The organism is Amycolatopsis silviterrae (assembly GCF_042684085.1).
Lineage (GTDB): Bacteria > Actinomycetota > Actinomycetes > Mycobacteriales > Pseudonocardiaceae > Amycolatopsis > Amycolatopsis silviterrae.
Genome location: NZ_JBHUKS010000005.1, coordinates 230292 through 250429, shown reverse-complemented (window position 1 = coordinate 250429; position 20138 = coordinate 230292). Strand labels below are relative to the sequence as shown.

The window sequence follows — 20138 nt, the reverse complement described above, 5'->3', positions numbered from 1 at the left end:
CCAACAGCCACCACATCCAAGCCTGCCAAACAGACCCGAACACAACCCATTAGGACTCCTTGAGGGAATCAGATTCCCGCAAGGAGTCCTTCACGGACCTTCGGGTCTGGTCGTGCTCGGGCCCGGCCGTCACGCTGTGCGCGAGGTCAGCTGGAGAAGGACGACACCTCCCACGATCAGCGCCAGCGCGAGGATCCGCGGCGGGCCGACGGGTTCGTGCAGCCAGAAGATGCCGACGAGAGCCGTGCCGACCGCGCCGATCCCGACGAACACCGCGTACGCCGTCCCGACCGGAACGGTCTTCATGCCGACGTTCAGCACGTACAGCACGAGGACGGTCAGCGCTCCGCAGATCAGCGTCGGCACGAGCCTGGTGAAGCCGTCGGTGAGGCGGATGCTGTGCGCCCAGGCGATTTCGAGCAGTCCGGCCGCGACCACGGCGATCCAGCCCATCGTCAGGCCTCGTCGGGGACGAAGCCGGACGGCAGCGTGAGGTCTTGGGCAGCGAGGAGGTCGGCGAGATGCGCCGGGTTGCTCGTGCCGGGGATGACCGCGACGTTGTCCGCGAGGCCCAGGAGCCAGGCGAGCGCCAGTGTCGCGGCCGAAACGCCGAGCTGCCGGGCGGGTTCGGCGAGCGGGGAACCGGCACCGGCGAGCGCTCCGTTGCCGAGCGGACGGTACGCCAGATACGGGATCCCGGCGGCGGTCGTGGCGTCCAGGACGTCGCGGCCGCCGGTGTGCCCGAAGTGGTACTCGTTCTCGACGGACGCGATCGGCGTGACCGCGCGGGCCTGGTTCAGCAGGTCGACGGTGACGTTCGAGACGCCGACGTGTTCGAGTAGTCCTTCGTCGCGCAGTTCGGCGAGCGCGCCGACGGTGTCCGCCCACGGGACGGTGCTGTCGGGCATGAACCTGGCGTGCACCAACGGAAGCCGCTCGACGCCGAGCTGCGCGAGGTTGTCCCGGACGGCCGCCTTGACCGCTTCCGGCGCGGCATCGGCGGCGAACCCGCCGTCCGGGGTGCGGCGCGCGCCGACCTTGGTGGCGATGAGCAGGTCGTCCGGGTAGGGCCGGAGCGCCTCGGCGAGCAGGCGGTTCGCGACCTCGGGCCCGTAGTAGCCGGACGTGTCGATCAACCGGATCCCCGCGCCGGCGGCGGCGCGCACGGCGGCCTTGGCGCGCTCCGGGTCGGCGGGCCCGCCCATCGCTTTCGGCCCGGCGAGCTGCATGGTCCCGTACCCGATCCGGCCCACGGCGCGGCCGGCGATCTCGAGTGGCATGGTCTTCCCCATCCGTCATGTGGACACTGTGTCCACTTATGACCGTACTCGATCCGGACACGATGTCCAGATACAGTGACGGGGTGAACAGCGAACCAGCCGCCGAGCGGGCGGACGCCGCGGCGAACCGGCGGCGGATCCTGGCCGCGGCCGAGAAGCTGTTCGCCACCCGCGGCCCGGACATCACGATGGGCGACCTGGCCGCCGCGGCGGGGGTCGGGCGCGGCACGCTGTACCGGCGCTACGACAGCGTCGCCGCGGTGGCGGTCGCGCTGCTGGACGAACACGAACGCCGCCTGCAGGAGGCGATGCTGTCCGGCCCGCCGCCGCTCGGGCCGGGCACCAAGCCCCGGGAGCGGCTGATCGCGTTCTACGACGCGATGATCGACCTGCTCGAACAGCACCTGCCGCTGGCCTTGGGCGCGGAGACTGGAGCGCGGCGGTATCAGACGGGTGCGTACGGGTTCTGGCGCGTTTTCGTGGCGACGCAGGTGCGGGAGGCCGGGCTGCGCGACGACGCGTTGCCGGATGTGCTGCTGGCCCCGCTCGCGCCTGATCTGTATCAGAACCAGCGGCATGAGCGGGGACTGTCGGTGGCGGCGGTGAAGAAGGCGCTGCATCGGCTGGCGTACGCGTTGCCTTCGGATTGAGCCGGGCACTGGCGGGGCGGAGTAGATTCGCCGGATGAGCAGCGGCACGCCGATGCGGATCGGCTGGATCTGCCTCGCGGCGGTCAGCGCCGGGATCCTGGGGTTCGGGATCGTGGTAGTCGTCGCGCCGCCCGCCGGGGACGCGCTGCTCTACCGCGCCGACGCGCTCGCCACCGCCGGGCTCGGACTGTTCGGCGGGCTGATCGCGGTGATCCCGTTCCGCGCGGGGGAGCGGTGGGCGTGGTGCGCGCTCTGGTTCTATCCCGTGTTCTGGCTGGCACATCTGGTGTTCCGGCTGCCGCCGGGGACCGACCGGGTGCATCAGGTGGTGTTCCTGGCGCTGTCGGCGGCCGGATTGCTGGTGCCGGTGCGGACGTTCTTCCGCGCTCCGACGGAAGGGCACCACGCGCGCCGGTGATTCGTCCGGCGTCGCCCTGCGGGAATGTCTGCTCGTTCGTCTCTGTCCCCGCCGCGAAGGCCTGGTCATGCTCCAGTCGGAACCGTTCGACGCGGGAGGACGCCTTCATGACCATGCAACGCGGCGCGGACGTGCCGCTGCCCGACCTGTGCGTGCACGAGCTGTTCGCCCGGCACGCCGCCGAGGCGCCGGGGGCCGCGGCGGTGCGGTACGGGGACGAACGGCTCGACTACGGCGAACTGGACCAGCGCGCCAACCGGTTCGCGCATCTTTTGCGGGCACACGGGATCGGGCCGGAGACGCCGGTGGCGCTGTGCCTGGAGCGCGGCACGACGCTGCTGGTCGCGATGCTCGGGATCCTCAAGGCGGGCGGCTATTACGTCCCGCTCGATCCGGGGTATCCGCCGGAGCGGCTCGCGTTCATGCTCGGCGATTCCGGCGCGGCGGTCGCGGTGACCGAGCGGGCGCTGGCGGACCGGGTCAAGGCCGCGCCGAAGGTGGTTTTCGCCGACGAGGCCGACCTCAGCGGCTGGCCGGACACGCCGCCGGTCGCGGACCTGGTGCCGGACAACCTGATCTACCAGATGTACACCTCCGGTTCGACCGGCCTGCCGAAGGGCGTGCAGGTGACCCACCGCGGGGTGGTCCGGCTGGTGCACGGCTCCGGGTTCGCCGATTTCGGGCCGGGGGAAGTGTTCCTGCTGCTGACGTCGCTGTGCTTCGACGTCTCGACGTTCGAGCTGTGGGGCGCGCTCGCCACCGGCGCGACGCTGGCGGTGCTGCCGCCGGGGGTGCCGGCTGCGGCGTCGGTCGAGGAGGCGGTGCGCCGGTTCGGGGTGACGACGGTGTGGCTCAGTTCCGGGCTGTTCGGGCACGTGGTCGACGACCGGGTGACCGCGCTCGCCGGGGTGCGGCACGTCATCGCGGGCGGGGACGTCGTGCCGCCGGTGCAGGCGCGGCGGGTGATCGAGGAACTCGGCGCGGAGATGAGCAACGGGTACGGGCCGACCGAGTGCACGACGTTCGCTTGCGTGCACCGGGGCATGACGGTCGCCGACACCGCCGGGCCGATTCCGATCGGGAAGCCGATCGCGAACACCCACGCGTATGTCGCTGATGCCGACGGGGTGCCGGTCGGGCCCGGTGAACGCGGGGAGTTGCTGCTGGGCGGGCCGGGGGTCGCGCGGGGGTACTTCCGGCGGCCGGCGCTTACCGCGGAACGGTTCGTCCCGGACCCGGCTGGCGGCGGCGGGCGGGTTTACCGTACCGGAGACGAGGTCGCGCTGAGGCCGGACGGGGCGTTCGCGTTCTTCGGACGGCTCGATCAGCAGGTCAAGATCCGCGGCTTCCGGGTCGAGCCGGGCGAGGTGGAAGCGGTGCTGACGGCGCATCCGCTGGTCCGGTCGGCCGTCGTGGTGCCGTATGAACGCGACGGCGGTGACCGGGTGCTGGTGGCGCATGTGGTGGCGCCTGGGGCAGACCCGGCTGAGCTGCGGGAGTTTCTGGCGGCCCGGTTGCCCGCGCATTTGGTGCCGTCGCTGTGGTCCTGGCTGGAGGAACTGCCGATCACGCCCAACGGCAAGGTGGATCGCGCGGCGTTGCCGGAGCCGGCGGAGAGCGGGCCGAGCCGGGAGTTCGTCGCGCCGCGGACGCCGGTGGAGGAGGCCGTCGCCGAGGTGTGGCGGGAGTTGCTGGACCTCGAACGCGTGGGCGTCCACGACGATTTCTTCGCCGATCTGGGCGGGCATTCGCTGCTGGCGACCCGGGTGGTGGCGTTGCTGGGGGAGCGGTTTCCGGTGGCGCTGCCGGTGAGCACCGTGTTCGAGGCGTCGACGGTGGAGGCGCTGGCGGCCGAGGTGCACCGGGCGGTGGCGGAGTACGTCGCGACACTGTCCGATGTGGACGTCGAGCACGCGCTGGGCTAGGGGTGGGCCGCGTCCGGGGGTCGTCCCGGACGCGGCCCTGTTCATGCCTTTTCGATGACGGTGGCCAGTTCCGCGACCGTCCGGGCGGCGAAGAGGTCCCGCAGGGAGACCCGCACGCCGAGCTGCTTCCGGATCCGGGCGAGCACCCGCGTCGCCAGCAGAGAGTGGCCGCCGATGCGGAAGAAATCGTCGTGCACACTGATTTCCTCGACCCGCAGCACCTCCCGCCAGATGCCGGCCAGCGCGTGCTCCACGGCTGACGACGGCTGGGCGACCGGCTCGGCCCGCGCGGCACTGTCGGGCGAGGGGTCCGGCAGTGCCGCGCGGTCCACCTTCTTGCTCGGCGTCAGGGGCAGCTCCGCCAGGGCGACCCATTGCGCGGGCACCAGATAGTCCGGCAGCTGCGACCGCAGGCTCGCCCGCAGCGCGGCGAAGTCCGGTTCTCCTTCGGCTGCAACGACATAAGCGACCAGCGTCCGTTCCGGCAGGTCTTTCACCACCACGGCGGCCGCGCGGACGGCGGGATGGGCGTCGAGGGCGGCTTCGATCTCGCCGAGTTCGATCCGGAAGCCGCGGATTTTCACCTGGCGGTCGAGCCTGCCGAGGAACTCGATCGTCCCGTCCGAGCGGAAGCGGGCCAGGTCCCCGGTGCGGTACAGCCGGGCGCCGGGCGAACACGGGTCCGGCACGAATTTGTCCGCGGTGAGGCCGGGGCGGCGGAGGTAGCCGCGCGCGACGCGGAGTCCGCCGAGGTGCAGTTCGCCGGGGACGCCGACCGGGGCCGGCCGTCCGCGGGAATCGAGCACGTACGCGCTGGTCGCGGCTACGGGACGGCCGATCGGCAGGCTCGCGGCGTCGAGATCGGCGTCGTCGGCCCACTGCAGGAGGCTGGAGATCGTCGCCTCGGTGGGGCCGTAGCAGGCCAGGAAACGGCCGGGTAGGCCAAGTTCGCGCCAGCGTCGCGCGTCCTCGGTGGTCACGACGTCCGCGCCGACGTTCACCATGGTCAGGTGCGCGACCCGCGGGTCGCGCGGCGCGAGGACGCCGAGCAGTTCGCGATAGTAGGCCGGGGTGAGGTTGACGCTGGTGATCCGGTGCCTGCCGAGCTGGTCGGCCAGCTCCTCGGGCTCCCAGAACAGCGGATCGCTCAGCACCACCGAAGCGCCGGCCAGCAGCGGCGCGCCGATCTGTTCCAGCGAACCGTCGAACGCCAGGGAAGCGAGCGACAGCACCCGGTCGGCGGCGGTGATCCCGTACTCGCGCGCGATGACCAGTGCGTGCTCGGCGTAGGAGCCGTGCTGGATCTGAACGCCCTTCGGCCGCCCGGTCGAGCCGGAAGTGTAGATGACGTAAGCGAGATGATCCGGTTCGACTATCCATTCCGGACTGTCCGAAGAGGTCTCGGCGGTCTGGTCGAGGGTGACGACCGGGCAGCCCGAGTCGGTGAACAGGCTGGCGTAGCGTTCCTCGGTGACCACGGCGGCGGTGCGCGCGTCTTCGACCAGGTAAGCCAGCCGCTCGGGCGGGTTCGCCGGGTCGAACGGGACGTAGGCCGCGCCGGACTTCAGTACGCCGACCAGCGCGATCACGGCGTCGACACTGCGTTCGAGACAGACTCCGACGGTCGATTCCGGGCCGAGCCCGCTCGCGCGCAGGTATCGGGCGAGCCGGTTGGCCGCCGCGTCGAGCTGGGCGTAGGTGAGTTCCTGGCCGCTGCAGTGGATGGCAGGGCGGTCTGGCGTTTGGGCGGCTCGCCGGGCGAACAGGTCGGGGAAACAGCCTGGTGCGGTCGCGTAGCCCGGGGTCGGCGCCCAGCTGGACAGCAGGTCGAGTTCGGCGGCCGGGGTCAGGTCCAGTTCGCTGAGCCGCTGGGCCGGATCGTCGGCGATGCTTTCCAGCAGGCGCTGGAAACGGGCGGCCAGCCGGTGTGCGGTGGCGGGTTCGAACAGGGCGGTCGGGTAGGTCAGGGTCCCGGTCAGCGAGCCGTCGGGCCGGTGCTCGAACTGCAGGCCGAGGTCGAACGACGCGGCCGTCCAGTCCACATCGGACTCTTCGACGTCGAGGCCGGGCAGCTGGAACCGTTGCGCGGGCACCTCGTGCAGGCCGAAGAAGGCTTGCACCAGCGGGTTGCGGGACAGGTCGCGGTCCGGTTCGAATTCGCCGACGAGCCAGTCGAACGGGACGTCCTGGTTGCCGAAGGCGTCCAGTGCGGTCCCGGCGACCTGGTCGAGAAAGCTCGTGAAGGCCGGGTCGCCGCCGAGGTCCGCCCGCAGCACCAGCGTGTTGACGAAGAACCCGGCCAGGCCCTCGACCTCGGCGGGGGTGCGGCCGGCGACCGGGCAGCCGACGGCGATGTCCGTGCCGCCGGTGTGCCGGGCGAGAAAGACCTGGTAGGCGGCGAGCAGCACCATGAACGGCGTGGCCCGGCGGGACCGGCCGAGCGCGGTGAGCCGCTCGGCGAGCGCGGCCGGGACCTCGACCCGGACGGCGGCCCCCGCCGGGTCCCACACCGGACCGCGCGGACGGTCGGCCGGCAGTTCCAGCGGGGCCAGCCCGGCGAGCCGTTCGCGCCAGTAGGCGAGCTGGCCGGCGAGCCGGGTCTGGGCGTCTTCCCGCTGCCAGATCGCGAAATCCGCGTACTGGACCGGCAACGCGGGCAGCGCGGGCAGGGTGCCGGCGTGGAACGCGCGGTACAGCTCGGCGAGTTCGGCGGCGAGGACGTCCCAGGACGCGCCGTCGAAAGCGATGTGGTGCACCACGACCAGCAGCACGTGGTCGCGCGCGTCGAGGCGCAGCAGCCGGGCCCGCAGCGGCAGGTCGGCGGCGAGATCGAAGGGCACGGTCAGCTCGGCTGCTACGACGGTGTCCAGCTCGTCCTCGGTGACGCCTTCGATCGGCAGCGGCACTGGCTGCGGCTTCCCGACGACCTGGACCGGCACACCCTCGCGGCTGCGATACCGCGTCCGCAGCACCTCGTGCCGGGCGATGAACGCGTCGAGCGAGCGGCTCAGCGCGGGCACGTCCAGTTTTCCGCGCAGCCGCAGCGTCAGCGGGAGGAGGTATTCGGTCCCGCCGGGCCGCAGCGCGTCGAGGAACCACAGTCTTTCCTGCGAGAAGGACAGCGGCAGGTCGCCGGGCATGGTCATGGCGCCAGGGTGGCCGCTGCGCGCCGGCCGGCCTAGAGCCGGGACGGTGCGCGCGTTGCTGCGCGTTCTTCTCTGCCGCGCCGCCGCCCGCGCGGGAAGGCTCGGCTCGCGACGGGACGGGTGTGCCCGGCGCGAGGACGAGGAGGACCGGATGAGCGAGGACGAACGCACCTACGGCGTCGTGCTCAACGACGAGGAGCAGTACTCGATCTGGCTGGTCGACCGGGAGCTGCCGGCGGGCTGGCGCTACGAGGGCAAACGCGGTCCGAAGCAGGAGTGCCTCGACCACATCGACGAGGTCTGGACGGACATGCGGCCGAAGAGCCTGCGCGACCGGATGCGCGCGTCCGCCTAGCTTCCGCCGGCCCGGCCCGCTGCCCGCCCGCCGTCCGCTGCCCGCCGTTCGTGACCGGCCGTCCGTGAAGGACTCCTCGAGGGAATCTGATTCCCTCAAGGAGTCCTTCACGGACCGCTGGCCCAACGCCAGCCGGTGCCGCTGTCGGCGGGAGCGCGTTTGGTCGTCCGTGAGGGGAACCCTGAGGGACTCTGATTCCCTCAGGGTTCCCCTCACGGACCGCCGGAGAACCGGGCGGCCACGCTGCTTGAGTCCCTGGCATGGAATCTGAGGCTCTCAAGGATTCTCGCCGACCAGCCCCGACCCCGATCGACCCGCAGGGGGAGCGATGACCACCGAACAGTCCCGGCGCGCCGAGCTGCTGGAACGCTATCTGGCGAACGCGGCACCGGCCCGTCCGGCGGCTTCGATGCGGGCCGATCGCGGCCGTCCGCTGCCGCTTTCCCCGGCGCAGCAGCGGGTCTGGGTGCTGGACCGGCTCCGCCCCGGCGGCACCGAATACGTGGTGACCGCGGCGTGGCGGCTGCGCGGCCCGCTCGACGTGGCGCGGCTGCGCGAGTGCTGGCAGACGATCGTGGCGCGGCACGAAATCCTGCGCACCACGTATTCGGAACGCGACGGGGTGCCGGAACAGCTCGTCGGCGAGCCCGGGATCGACCTGACGGTGCAGGATGTCGCGGCGGAGGGCGTCGAAGCGGTCACGCGGGAAGCGGCGTCGGTGCCGTTCGATCTGGCCCGGGACCGGCCGGTGCGGATCCGGGTGCTGCGGCAGTCCGCTGCCGAGCATGTGCTGCTGCTCGTCGTGCACCACATCGCTTACGACGGGTGGTCGACGTCTGTGGTCGCGCGGGAACTCGGGGCGCTGTACGGCGGGGAGACCTTGCCGGACCTGTCGGTCCAGTACGCCGATTTCGCTTCCTGGCAACGGAAGCACGTGGTCAGCGATCGGGTGTCCGAGCAGGTCGAGTTTTGGCGGCGGCGTCTCGACGGGGTTGTGCCGCTGGCTCTGCCGACGGACCGTCCGCGCCCGCCAGTGCACGATCCGCGCGGGGAAATCCTGCGTTTCACGGTGGACGCCGAACTCGGGGCGGCGGTTACCGCGCTCGGCCGGGCGCATCGGGCGACCGCTTTTATGGTGTTGCTGGCCGCGTATCAGATTCTGCTGAGCCGGTATTCGGGCCAGCCGGATGTCACAGTCGGTACGCCGGTTGCGGGACGTACGCGTGCCGAATCGCAGGATTTGATCGGGCTGTTCTTGAATACCCTGGTGCTGCGGGCCTCGGTGGATGGTTCCTTGTCGTTCAAGGATTTCCTGGACCGCGTGCGTTCGGACACCCTTGACGCTTACGCCAATCAGGACGCGCCGTTCGAGCGGCTGGCCGACGAGCTGTCGCCGGAACGGGATCTGTCCCGGAATCCGTTGTTCCAGGCCATGCTCGTGCTGCAGAACACCGCTTCCGCCGGGTTCGAGGCGGCTGGAGTCTGCGGTGAGCAAGTGCATTCTCCGTGGCACAGCGCGAAATTCGACCTGACTATGGAATTGACTGAGCGTCCCGACGGGAGCCTGGACGGGGTGCTGGAGTATCCGGTCGCCCTGTTCGATCGGGATACCGTCGCGCGGATCGGCGGGCATTTCATCGAGCTGCTGCGCGGGATTGTCGCGGATCCCGGTGCGCGGCTGGCGGATCTGCCCTGGATGAACGCCGCCGAAAACGCCGAACTGGCGCGGTTCAATGCGACTGACGTTCCGTATCCGTCCGAGACGTTGTTGTCGCTCCTTGCCGAGGGCGTGACTGCCGCGGTGGTTGCTAACGGTGTCTCGGTGTCCTATGTGGAGCTGGATGCGTTGTCGAATCAGGCGGCGCATTGGTTGCGGTCACGGGGAGTGGGGCTGGAGTCGGTAGTCGGGGTTCGGCTGGAGCGCGGTCTCGAAATGGTGGTCGCGCTGCTGGGGATTCTCAAGGCGGGTGCGGCTTATTTGCCGTTGGATCCGGACTATCCCGAGGATCGGCTGCGGTTCATGGTCGAGGATTCGGGCGCTGGATTGGTGATCGAGCCGGGTGACCTGACCGGTCTGACCCAGCCCGTCTCGCCGGTGGATGTGGTGGTGCGACCGGAGAATGCGGCGTACGTGATCTATACGTCGGGGTCGACCGGCAGGCCTAAGGGCGTGGTGGTCGAGCATCGCGGGATCGTGAACCGGCTGCGGTGGATGCAGGCGGAATACGGCCTGACGCCGGACGATCGGGTATTGCAGAAGACGCCGTTCGGATTCGATGTTTCGGTGTGGGAGTTTTTCTGGACGCTCTCCGCCGGTGCGACGCTGGTGATGGCTCGTCCAGGTGGGCACCGTGATCCGGCCTATCTCGCTGAGGTCATGGCGGAGGGGATTACGACGGCGCATTTCGTGCCGTCGATGCTCCGGGCGTTTCTGAGCGAGCCGGTGCCGTCGTTGCGGCGGGTGCTGTGCAGCGGCGAGGCGTTGCCGGACGAGCTGGCCGAACGGTTCCACCAGGTGATCGGTGCTGAGCTACATAATCTTTACGGGCCAACGGAAGCATCGGTCGATGTCACGGCGACCCGGTGCCTGCCGGGGGAGCCCGTCACGATCGGCCGCGCGATCGCGAACACCCGGGTGTTCGTGGTGGACGCCGAGTTGCGTGAGGTGCCGGTGGGCGTGCCCGGCGAGCTGGTCATCGCCGGGGTGCAGCTGGCGCGCGGGTATCTGAACCGGCCGTCGCTGACCGCCGAGAAATTCGTGCCGGACCCGTTCGCGCTGACGCCCGGCGAACGGATCTACCGCACCGGCGACCTCGCCCGCCGGCTGCCGGACGGGCGGATCGAGTACCGGGGGCGGCTCGACCACCAGGTCAAGATCCACGGCAACCGGATCGAACTCGGCGAGGTCGAAGCGACCCTGCTGACCCACCCCGACCTGCGCGCGGCGGCGGCCGCCGTGCACGACAACCGGCTGACCGGCTACTTCGTCGCCGAGCCCGGCCGGACTCCCGACCCGGCCGCGTTGCGCGCGCACCTGGCCCGCACGCTGCCCGAACCGATGCTGCCGTCGATGTGGGTCGAGCTGTCCGAGCTGCCGTTGACCGCCAGCGGCAAGACCGACCGCAACGCCTTGCCCGCCCCCGACGGCGAACGCCCGGCCCACGGCTATGTCCCTCCCCGAACCCCGGCCGAAGCGTCCGTGGCCCGCGCGTTCGCGGCGGCGACGGGCGTCGACCGGGTAGGGGCGGAGGACAGCTTTTTCGCGCTGGGCGGGGATTCCCTGCGGGCCATCCGGGCGGTGGGACTGCTGCGGGCGGAGGGGAGCGAGGCGAACGTCGCGGACCTCTTCCGGCAGCCGCGAGTGGCCGATTTCGCCGCTGGACTGGGCGGCCCGGCAGGCGCGGTGAAGGTGGTCGAACCCTTCGCCCAGCTTGCCGAGGACCAGCGCGCCGGGCTGCCGGACGACGTGACCGATGCCTACCCGCTGTCCCTCGCGCAGGCAGGCATGGTGCACGAAATGCTCGCCGGGGCGGATCGCGGACTCTACCTGAACCACCTAGGCTACCCCGTGCACGAGGAGTTCCGCCTGGACGCGTTGCAGCAGGCCGCGAACCGGCTGGTCGCGCGGCACGAAATCCTCCGTACTTCCATCGACTTCGCCGCGATTCCCGCTGTGCAACGGGTCCACGCTACCGCCGAGCTAACGGTGACCTGCGACGATCTGCGTACGCTGCCCGCCGACGAGCAAGCCGAACGAGTGCGGCGCTTCCCCGCGGAGGACCGGGCACGCCCCTTCGACCTGCTCCGCGCGCCGCTGCTGCGCCTGCACGTCCACTGGCTCGGCGATCGCGAGTGGCGGTTGTCGTTCGGCTATGTGCACGCGATTCTCGACGGCTGGAGCCAGAATTCGCTGGTCGCCGAGCTGATCGCGGACTACCGATCCGGCGCGGCAGGACCGGTCGAGCCGCCTCCGGTGCGATTCGCGGACACCGTCGCCCGGGAGCGGGAAGCCCTGGAGTCCACTGTGGACCGATCGTTCTGGTCAGCCCGGGTGCACGCCGCTGAACGGTTCACCGTGCCCCCGGGCTGGGCAGGCGAAGACGACGGAATCTACCGCACAGTACGGGTCCCGTTCGACGATCTGACTTCGCAGCTGCGTTCGGTCGCCTCGTCGGCCGGGGTGCCGCTGAAGAGCCTGCTGCTGGCCGCACATCTCACCGTGCTGCGGACGATCGCCGGGCACGACCGGCCGTTCCAGACCGGCGTGGTGACCAACAGCCGGCTCGAGCGCGCGGGCGGCGACGAGGTTCGCGGAATGTTCCTGAACACCGTGCCGTTCGCGGCCCCGGCGGACGCGCGGGACTGGCCGGAGCTGGCTCGCGCGGTGTTCGCGGAGGAGACCGCGATGTGGCCGCACCGGCACTTCCCGCTGCCCGCGATGCAGGCGGCTTGGGGTGGGCAGGCTCCGCTTGTCGATGTTTTCTTCAATCATACGGACATGCACGTGCTCGCGGAAGCGCTGGTCGATCTCTCCGAGGTCGCCGACAGCACGCCCAACGAGTTCGGCCTGTCCGTCTCGACCGTGCCCGGTGCTTTCGTGCTTGAGTCGTTCACCTACCGGATTGCCTTGGCGCATCTGGAGTTTCTCGCGCGCCTCTATCGGCATGTGCTGGAACGGATCGTCGCCGAGCCGACCTCGAACCCTCGCCGATGCGGGCTGCCCTTGGCGGATCGTGCTGCGCTGCTGCGGAACCCTTCTCGGACTTCGCGTTTTGGCCAGACCCTGCCGGAGTTGTTCGCTACCACCGCTACGGAGTTCCCGGACGCGCCCGCCTTGCGGTGCGGCGAGGTGACGCTCACTTATCAGGAATTGTCGGTGCGGGTCGGTAGACTGGCGGGGTATCTGAGGGAAGCTGGTGTGCGGCGCGGGGCGTTGGTCGGCGTGCTGCTCGATCGCGGCCCGGCGCTGCTTGTCGCGCTGCTGGCCGTGCACCGGGCAGGTGCGGCGTATGTGCCGATCGATCCGCGGTATCCGGCCAAGCGCGTGGGTTACGTGCTGGCTGATTCTGGTGTGGAGGTGGTGATTAGCGAGGAGCCGCTGGTTGGGCTGCTCCTGGGGACCGGTTGCTCGGCGGTGCTGGTGGACTGGGGTGCGGCGGTGGTCGCGGCTGGTGCGGTGGTGGCGTCGGGCCGGGATGCGGCGGTGGTCGCGGCTAGTGCGGTGGTGACGTCGGATCGGGATGCGGCTGGTGCGGTGGTGCGATCGGGCCGGGATACGGCAGCGATCGAGCCTGGGCCGGTGGTGCGGCCGAGCCGAGACGCGTCGGCGGTTGAGACCGGCCTGGTGGCGCGGCCGCGTCGGGATGTGGCTGCTGTTGAGCCTGGCCCAACGGCGCTGCCCGGTCCGGATGCGGCAGCGGTTGAGTCTGGTTCGGCGGTGCGGTTTGAGCGGGACGCTGGGGTAGTCGCGGCTGGCCCGACGGCGTCCTCGGATCGGGACGCTGCGGCGGGTGCGGTGGCATCGTCGAGCCGCGACGCCGGGCCGGGGGCGGTGCTGTCGCCGGGTCAGAACGCGGCGGCGGTGGGGGCTCTCCCAGCGATGCCGTCGGATCGCAACGCCGCGGGCACCAATACCTCCCCTGCGAATGGTCCGATGCCGCACCCGGACGGGGACGAACTCGCCTACGTCATCTACACCTCCGGCTCCACCGGTCAGCCCAAGGGCGTCCAGATCAGCCACTCCGCCCTCGCGAACTTTCTCCTCTCCATGCGCGACCGGCCCGGCCTCGCCCCCGGGGTCGCGGTGCTCGCGTTGACCACCGTGTCTTTCGACATCTCCGCGCTGGAGCTGTACCTGCCGCTCCTCGTCGGCGGGCAGGTGATTCTCGCGAGCGCCGAAGAGTGCGTCGATCCGCAGCGGCAGGCAGCGTTGATCGAGCGGACCGCGCCGTCGGTGGTGCAGGCGACGCCGTCGGGGTTGCGGTTGCTGGTCGATTCGGGGTGGACGCCGCCCCCGGGGCTTACCGTGTTCGCGGGTGGCGAGAAGCTGCCTGCAGACCTCGCGCGGCGGCTCACCGCGGGCGGGGCCCGCCTGTGGGATCTCTACGGTCCCACCGAGACGACGATCTGGTCGACTGTCGCCGAACTCGACGGTGATGCCGTCGTCGCTTGGGAGCCGGTCGCCAATACCGACGTTTACCTGCTCGGCGAGGATCTGGAGCCGGTTCCGGCGGGGGTCGTCGGCGAGGTGTGGATCGGCGGGGACGGGCTCGCTCGCGGTTACGCCGGGCGTCCGGGGCTGACGGCGGAGCGGTTCGCGCCGGATCCGCACGGGGCGCGGCCGGGCGGGCGGCTTTACCGGACCGGGGACCTGGCGCGGCGGCGGCCGGACGGAGCGGTGGAGATCCTCGGCCGGGCCGACGACCAGGTCAAGGTCCGCGGGCACCGGGTCGAACCGGGCGAGGTCGAGGCGGTGTTGCGGGCGGACCCGCGGGTGCGGGACGCGGCGGTCCAGCCGAACCCGACCGCGGACGGCGGCCTTGAGCTGACCGCGTATGTCGTCGCGGCGGGGGAACTGTCCATTGCGGACGTCCGGAAAGGACTGTCCGCGATCCTGCCGGATTACCTGGTTCCCAGCGGGTTCGTGCTGCTGCCGGAGCTGCCGCGGACTCCGGCCGGGAAGCTCGACCGGGCCGCGTTGCCCGCGCCGGAGCCGGCAGTGCGGGAGCGCCCGCACGTCGCGCCGCGCGGGCCGGTGGAGGAGATGGTCGCGGGGGTGTGGGCTGAGGTGCTCGGGATCGACCGGATCGGCGCGCGCGACGATTTCTTCGATCTCGGCGGGCATTCGGTTGCCGCTACGCGGATTTCGGTCCGGCTGCGGGCAGCGCTCGACGCCGACGTTCCGGTGCGGGCGTTGTTCGACCACCCGACCGTCGAAGCGCTCGCCGCCGCGGTCGCCGGGTATCCGCGGCTCGCGCCGGAACCGGCGGCCCGCGCGACGATCCGGCCGCGCGCGAGGGTGAGTGAGGACGCGTGAGCGGGGCAATGACAGGTGGCGCGGGCGATGACTCGGTTGCGGGTGGCGGTGATCGAGGGCCCGTGGGCGAGACGTTGGCCGGTGGCCTGCGCGATGATCCAGCCGCAGGTGACGGCGAGCGAGGACGCGTGAACAGTGCCCCGGGCGACGATCCCGCCGCCCATGCCGGTGAGCGAGGACGCACGAGCGAGACCCTGCTGTCACTCGTCGCGGAGGGCGTGGCTGCCGGTGGCGTAGCAGTGGTCGCCGAGGGCGTCGAGGTGTCCTACGCGGAGCTGGATGCGTTGTCGAATCAGGCGGCGCATCGGTTGCGGTCACGCGGGGTAGGGCCGGAATCGGTGGTGGGGGTTCGGCTGGAGCGTGGCCTGGAGATGGTGGTCGCGCTGGTCGGGATTCTCAAGGCAGGCGCGGCCTATTTGCCATTGGATCCAGAGTACCCGAAGGACCGGCTCCAGTTCATGGTCGAGGACTCGGGCACCGAGCTGGTCATCGAGCCGGGCGATCTGACCGGTCTCGAAGAATCACGGTGGCCGGTCGATGTCGTGGTGCGGCCGGAAAACGCGGCGTACGTGATCTATACCTCGGGGTCGACTGGGCGGCCCAAGGGTGTGGTGATCGAGCATCGCGGGATTGTGAACCGGTTGCGGTGGATGCAGGACGAGTACAGCCTGACGCCGCAAGACCGGGTGCTGCAGAAGACTCCGTTCGGGTTTGACGTGTCGGTGTGGGAGTTCTTCTGGACGCTCTCCGCCGGCGCGACGCTGGTGATGGCGCGGCCGGGCGGGCATCGTGATCCGCAGTATCTCGCGGAAATCATGGCCGACGGGATCACGACGGTGCATTTCGTCCCGTCGATGCTCCGGGCGTTCCTGGCCGGGCCGGTGCCGCCGCTGCCGGTGCGGCGGGTGTTGTGCAGTGGCGAGGCGTTGCCGGACGAGCTGGCGGAGCGGTTCCATCGGGTGATCGGTGCGGAGCTGCATAATCTTTACGGGCCAACGGAAGCATCGGTTGATGTTACGGCGACTCGGTGTCTGCCGGGGGAGACCGTCACTATCGGGTATCCGATCGCGAACACTCGCATTCACCTTCTCGACGGTGAGTTGACTATCGCCGGGGTGCAGCTGGCGCGTGGGTATTTGAACCGGCCGTCGTTGACTGCTGAGAAATTCGTGCCTAATCCGTTCGCGCAGGAGCCTGGGGAACGGTTGTACCGCACCGGCGATCGGGCCCGGCAGCGGGAGGACGGCGCGTTCGAGTACCTGGGCCGGTTCGACCATCAGGTCAAGATCCACGGGAACCGGATCGAACTCGGCGAGGTCGAGGCCGCCCTGCACGAGCATCCCGCGATCGCGGCGGCGGCTGCGGCGGTGCACGGCGATCGGCTTGTCGCGTACTGCGTCTATCGTGCGGGGGCGGCACCTTCGACGGCTGAGTTGCGTGCGCATCTGGCCCGCACTCTGCCGGATCCGATGCTGCCGGCGGTGTGGACTTCGCTGGCCGCGCTGCCGCTCACGCCGAGCGGCAAGATCGACCGCAACGCGCTGCCTGCGCCCGACGGGGGCCGTCCGGAACTCGGAGTCGCTTACGTGGCACCGAGAAACGCGGCGGAGCAGGAGATCGCCGAGATTTGGGCGGACGCGCTGGGGGTTAGCCCGGTCGGTGTGCACGACCCGTTCCTTGAGTTGGGCGGTCGGTCGCTGGCTGCGACCCGGATCTGCGCTCGGGTCTCTCGCGTGACTGGCCGGCGGTTGTCCGTCGCGGATCTGTTCACGGCGCCGACTGTGGCGGAGCTGGCCGAGGTGGTCGGCGCGGCGCCGATCCTCGCGGAAGTCCATAGTGGACCGAGGGAGATTTCGGCGGCGCAGCACCGGATGTGGTTTCTTGATCAGCTGTCCGGGCCGTCCGCGACATACACCATGTATGAGGCGTACCGGTGCGTCGGAGAGCTGGACGTCGAGGTGTTGCGGGACGCGTTGGCGCAGGTGGTCCGGCGGCACGAGTCCTTGCGTACGACGTTCCGGAGCCGTCGCGGCGAGCCCGAACTTGTCGTTTCCGCTGACGCTGACGTGCCGCTGGCTGTCGTGGACGGCTCGGCGGAGGAGATCGTCGACGCGGAGATCGGCAAGCCGTTTGACCTGGCGCGCGGGCCGTTGCTGCGGTGCACTGTGATCCGCAGTGCGCCGGGGCGGTTCACGCTGCTCGCGGTGATTCACCACGTCATCGCGGACGACACGTCGATGGAGGTCTTCTGGCGCGACCTGGCCGAGTGCTACGCCGGGCGGGCCTCCGCGCTGCCGGAGCTGACCGCGTCGTACGTCGCGCAGGATCATGCCGGTCTTGAATACTGGAAGTCGGCACTAACCGGCGCGCCGATGGTGATTGAGCTGCCGGACAGTCTCCCGAGACCGGCTCGGCAGGCTCAGTTGGAAGGCGCGGTCGAGTTCTCGGTGCCGCAGCACGTCGTCTCGGCGCTGGACGCGGTCGCTGCTGAGGCGGGCGCGACCGGGTTCATGGCCTTGCTCGCCGCGTTCGTGCTCGACTTGCGCCGGGCGACCGGACGGGACGATCTGGTCGTCGGCACCTTCGCCGGCAACCGGCCGTCGGTGGAGGCCGAGGACCAGATCGGGCTGTTCGTGAACACGCTCGCGCTGCGGGTTCGGGTCCCTGGCGATCCGGCGTACCGCGAGGTGCTCGACGCGGTGCGGGAGGTGGTGCTCGGGGGGTTCCGGCATCAGGACGTCCCGTTCGACCAGGTGGTGACGGCGGTGCGGCCGCCGCGCGATCTGAGCCGGAATCCGGTGGCGCAGGTGGCGTTCCAGTCGCTGGGGTCGCTCGCGGACCGGCTGCGGCTGGACGGTGTCCGGGCCGAGCCGTGGCGGGCCGGGCAGGGCGGGAATCCGTTCGACGTGCTGGTGACCGTCCGCGAGCATCCGGACGGGGTGGCGGGCACGCTGCATTACGACCGGGCGCTGTTCGCCGAGGCGGCGGCGAAGGCGATGGCGGACCGGTTCGTGCAGGTCGTGGGGACGGTCGCGGCGGTGCCGTGCACCCGCGGTTCGGAGCTGCCGGGGTGAGCGGGGCCGCCCGTACACTGGGCGGGTGGACGGCGAGACGGCATACCGGCCGCAGCTGGGCGAACGCGAGCTGCGGGTGCTGCGGCTGGTCGCCGACGGGTACAGCAACAGCGAGATCGCGGCCGAACTCGGCTGGTCGGAGCACACGGTGAAGAACGCGCTGTACGACCTGATGGCGACGCTGGGCGTCCGCAACCGGGCGCACGCGGCGGCTTACGCGGTGCGGAACGGGCTGATCTAGCTCAGGTGCTGTGAGGGGAACCCTGCGGGAATCAGAGTCCCTCAGGGTTCCCCTCACGGAACGCAGCGATGCCTAGATAAGCCCCTGCCGCAGTGCGAAAGCGACCGCATGCGCGCGGTTGCGCAGCCGGAGCCGGTGCGTGATGTCGTGCACGATCGTCGTCACCGTGCGGGCCGAATACGCCAGCGCGGAGGCGATTTCGGCCGTCTCGTGCCCGTCGGCGACCATGCGCAGGACGTCGCGCTCCCGGGCGTCGAGGGTCGGCGCGGCGGGCGGCGGGTTCTGGCGTGCCTCGAACAGGTCGCTGAGCAGATCCGGCGGCATCGTGCCATGTCCGGTCGCGGCCGCGCGCACCGCCGAGACCAGGGTCTGTTCGCACGCCTGTTCCCGCCGCAACACTCCGCAGGCACCCGCCTCGATGGCGCGCGCAGCCCGGGGTGCGTCGACTTTGCCGGTCACCAGCAGCACGGTGGCGCTGCGTTCCTTCGCGGTCCGGATCGCCTCGACGGCCGTGTCGTCGACCTCGTCGACCGCCAGTACGGCGACCCCGCCGTCGTCCCCGGTGAACTCGGCGCAGCCGAAGAGCGCGCTTTCCAGTCCGGCGCGCAGGAACGGGTCGGCGGCGAGCACCCGCACCGGGACGGTCTTTTCGAGGGTCGTCATTTTCCCTTCTCCTCTCGGATCGTCGCCACTGCGGCGGGTTCGGGCTCTTCGAGCAGGTCCGGCAGGTCTTCCACGCGGCGCAGCGACGGACGGGCGGCCAGCGCGCCCAGTACGACCAGCAGCAGCCCGGCGAGCAGGAACATCAGCGCCATGCCGCGGCCGGGGCCGGTGCCGATCAGCTGGCCGACCGAGCCGGCGAGCGCGCCGCCGGGGCGCATGAGCGGTTCGAACACGTCGTCGGCGAGCGGGCCGGCGACGAGGTAGGCCACCGGGCTCGCGGCCTGCGACACCGCCCGCGAGGTCGCCATGACCTTGCCGAGGTTCGCCGGGTCGACCTTGCTCTGCAGCACGGTCTGCGCGGTTCCGGTGATCACCGGCAGGGTGAACAGGAAGAACGGCCCGATCGCGATCACTAGCGCCAAAGAAGGGGACAGGGCGTGGATCGCCAGCGCGACGCCGCCCAGCGCCATGAACGCCGCGATGCCGCGCATCCGCTTCTTCGGCCCGCCCCAGACGCCCATCACCAGGCTTCCGGCGAACAGCCCGCAGCCGCCCGCGAACACCTGGAAGCCCAGTCCGGTCGGGCTCGCGAAGGACAGCACCAGCGGGCGGACGAGCGTTCCGGCGATGCCGAAACAGAAGTAGAACCCGGCCAGCACGCCGAGCAGCCCGGTCAGCCCGGGACGCCGCCGCAGCTCCGCCCAGCCCGCCGGCACCTGCCGCCAGATGGAAGGCGCGCCGGGCTCGGGCGCGGCGGTGCGCACCGCCGCGTGGGGCAACGGAACCAGCAGCACGACCAGCAGCGACGCGGCGAAGGTGACGAGGTCGATCAGCACGACGCCGCGCAGCCCGGCCAGCGCCAGCAGCGTCCCGGCGACGACCGGGGCGGCGATCTGGGCGCTGAACACGACCTGGGACAGGCCGTTCGCCCGGCTGAGATGCTGTTTCGGCACGAGGAGCGGGATCATCGCGCTGAAGGTGACCTGCTGCAGGGTTCCGCACATCGCGGTCAGCGCGGTCACGACGTAGACGTGCCAGGTCTGCAGCAGGTCCGCGTTGATCAGCAGCGCCAGCGCGCCGACCGAAACGAGGGCGACGCAGTCGGCGGCGACGAGGATCCGGCGGCGGTGCAGGCGGTCGGCGAGCGCGCCCGCGAACGGGGCGATCAGCAGCGCGGGGATCGCGCCGGACAGCATGATCAGCGCGAACTGGGTGGCCGAGCCGGACCGTTCGTAGGTCCAGACGCCGAGCACGAACCCGGTCAGCGCGGAGCCGACGATCGAGACCAGCTGCGCCGACCAGAGCAGGAAGAACCCCCGGGTTCCCATCGTGGTCAACGGTGCTCCTTTC

At 70.8% G+C, this 20138-nt stretch carries 12 protein-coding genes; 7 read left to right on the top strand and 5 right to left on the bottom strand.

The window, feature by feature from the left end; genetic code table 11:
• Positions 1-129: 129 nt before the first annotated feature.
• Entirely contained in the window at positions 130-453 is a 324-nt protein-coding gene (locus ACFSVL_RS09290; protein WP_378302431.1) for a DMT family transporter, read from the bottom strand.
• A gap of 2 nt (positions 454-455) precedes the next feature.
• Positions 456-1280, bottom strand: coding sequence for an aldo/keto reductase (locus tag ACFSVL_RS09285; protein ID WP_378302430.1), 825 nt, complete (start codon positions 1278-1280; stop codon positions 456-458).
• 38 nt (positions 1281-1318) lie between these two features.
• Between ACFSVL_RS09285 and ACFSVL_RS09280 the strand changes: the two genes are divergently transcribed.
• The 3 genes from ACFSVL_RS09280 to ACFSVL_RS09270 all read left to right on the top strand — a co-directional run bounded on the left by ACFSVL_RS09280 (position 1319) and on the right by ACFSVL_RS09270 (position 4273).
• Positions 1319-1930: a TetR/AcrR family transcriptional regulator gene (locus ACFSVL_RS09280; protein ID WP_378302428.1), complete on the top strand. Its 612-nt coding sequence runs from the start codon at positions 1319-1321 to the stop codon at positions 1928-1930.
• A gap of 34 nt (positions 1931-1964) precedes the next feature.
• A complete protein-coding gene (locus ACFSVL_RS09275) occupies positions 1965-2348 on the top strand; it encodes a hypothetical protein (RefSeq protein ID WP_378302426.1) in 384 nt (127 codons plus the stop codon).
• 107 nt (positions 2349-2455) lie between these two features.
• A complete protein-coding gene (locus ACFSVL_RS09270) occupies positions 2456-4273 on the top strand; it encodes an amino acid adenylation domain-containing protein (RefSeq protein ID WP_378302424.1) in 1818 nt (605 codons plus the stop codon).
• Positions 4274-4314: 41 nt separating this feature from the next.
• Here the strand turns inward: ACFSVL_RS09270 and ACFSVL_RS09265 are convergent, their stop codons facing one another.
• Complete coding sequence (locus ACFSVL_RS09265) at positions 4315-7419, bottom strand: amino acid adenylation domain-containing protein (RefSeq protein WP_378302422.1); 3105 nt, start codon at positions 7417-7419, stop codon at positions 4315-4317.
• Positions 7420-7570: 151 nt separating this feature from the next.
• On the opposite strand from ACFSVL_RS09265, the gene ACFSVL_RS09260 reads away from it, so the two are divergent.
• From ACFSVL_RS09260 to ACFSVL_RS09245, 4 genes are all read left to right on the top strand, one after another.
• The gene (locus ACFSVL_RS09260; protein ID WP_378302420.1) at positions 7571-7774 is read left to right on the top strand and encodes an MbtH family protein; all 204 of its coding nucleotides are present in this window, start codon (positions 7571-7573) and stop codon (positions 7772-7774) included.
• A gap of 328 nt (positions 7775-8102) precedes the next feature.
• Positions 8103-14810: an amino acid adenylation domain-containing protein gene (locus tag ACFSVL_RS09255; RefSeq protein WP_378302418.1), complete on the top strand. Its 6708-nt coding sequence runs from the start codon at positions 8103-8105 to the stop codon at positions 14808-14810.
• Between the two features lie 128 nt (positions 14811-14938).
• Positions 14939-17884 (top strand): amino acid adenylation domain-containing protein, encoded by a 2946-nt coding sequence (locus tag ACFSVL_RS09250; protein WP_378302416.1) that lies wholly within the window; start codon positions 14939-14941, stop codon positions 17882-17884.
• Between the two features lie 25 nt (positions 17885-17909).
• Positions 17910-18125 (top strand): response regulator transcription factor, encoded by a 216-nt coding sequence (locus ACFSVL_RS09245; RefSeq protein WP_378302414.1) that lies wholly within the window; start codon positions 17910-17912, stop codon positions 18123-18125.
• 72 nt (positions 18126-18197) lie between these two features.
• Here the strand turns inward: ACFSVL_RS09245 and ACFSVL_RS09240 are convergent, their stop codons facing one another.
• Together ACFSVL_RS09240 and ACFSVL_RS09235 are read right to left on the bottom strand one after the other, a co-directional pair.
• On the bottom strand, positions 18198-18788 hold the full coding sequence (locus ACFSVL_RS09240; protein ID WP_378302412.1) for a response regulator transcription factor: 591 nt from the start codon (positions 18786-18788) through the stop codon (positions 18198-18200).
• Positions 18785-20116, bottom strand: coding sequence for an MFS transporter (locus ACFSVL_RS09235; protein WP_378302445.1), 1332 nt, complete (start codon positions 20114-20116; stop codon positions 18785-18787). Before ACFSVL_RS09235 ends, ACFSVL_RS09240 begins: the two co-directional genes overlap by 4 nt.
• Positions 20117-20138 lie beyond the last annotated feature (22 nt).

What these genes read in the sequence shown, in the direction of transcription:
- ACFSVL_RS09255 (WP_378302418.1), top strand. Translation starts at nt 8,103, where the DNA reads ATGACCACCGAACAGTCCCGGCGCGCCGAGCTGCTGGAACGCTATCTG.
- ACFSVL_RS09240 (WP_378302412.1), bottom strand. Translation starts at nt 18,788, where the DNA reads ATGACGACCCTCGAAAAGACCGTCCCGGTGCGGGTGCTCGCCGCCGAC.
- ACFSVL_RS09265 (WP_378302422.1), bottom strand. Translation starts at nt 7,419, where the DNA reads ATGACCATGCCCGGCGACCTGCCGCTGTCCTTCTCGCAGGAAAGACTG.
- ACFSVL_RS09270 (WP_378302424.1), top strand. Translation starts at nt 2,456, where the DNA reads ATGACCATGCAACGCGGCGCGGACGTGCCGCTGCCCGACCTGTGCGTG.
- ACFSVL_RS09275 (WP_378302426.1), top strand. Translation starts at nt 1,965, where the DNA reads ATGAGCAGCGGCACGCCGATGCGGATCGGCTGGATCTGCCTCGCGGCG.
- ACFSVL_RS09285 (WP_378302430.1), bottom strand. Translation starts at nt 1,280, where the DNA reads ATGCCACTCGAGATCGCCGGCCGCGCCGTGGGCCGGATCGGGTACGGG.
- ACFSVL_RS09260 (WP_378302420.1), top strand. Translation starts at nt 7,571, where the DNA reads ATGAGCGAGGACGAACGCACCTACGGCGTCGTGCTCAACGACGAGGAG.
- ACFSVL_RS09280 (WP_378302428.1), top strand. Translation starts at nt 1,319, where the DNA reads ATGACCGTACTCGATCCGGACACGATGTCCAGATACAGTGACGGGGTG.
- ACFSVL_RS09290 (WP_378302431.1), bottom strand. Translation starts at nt 453, where the DNA reads ATGGGCTGGATCGCCGTGGTCGCGGCCGGACTGCTCGAAATCGCCTGG.
- ACFSVL_RS09235 (WP_378302445.1), bottom strand. Translation starts at nt 20,116, where the DNA reads ATGGGAACCCGGGGGTTCTTCCTGCTCTGGTCGGCGCAGCTGGTCTCG.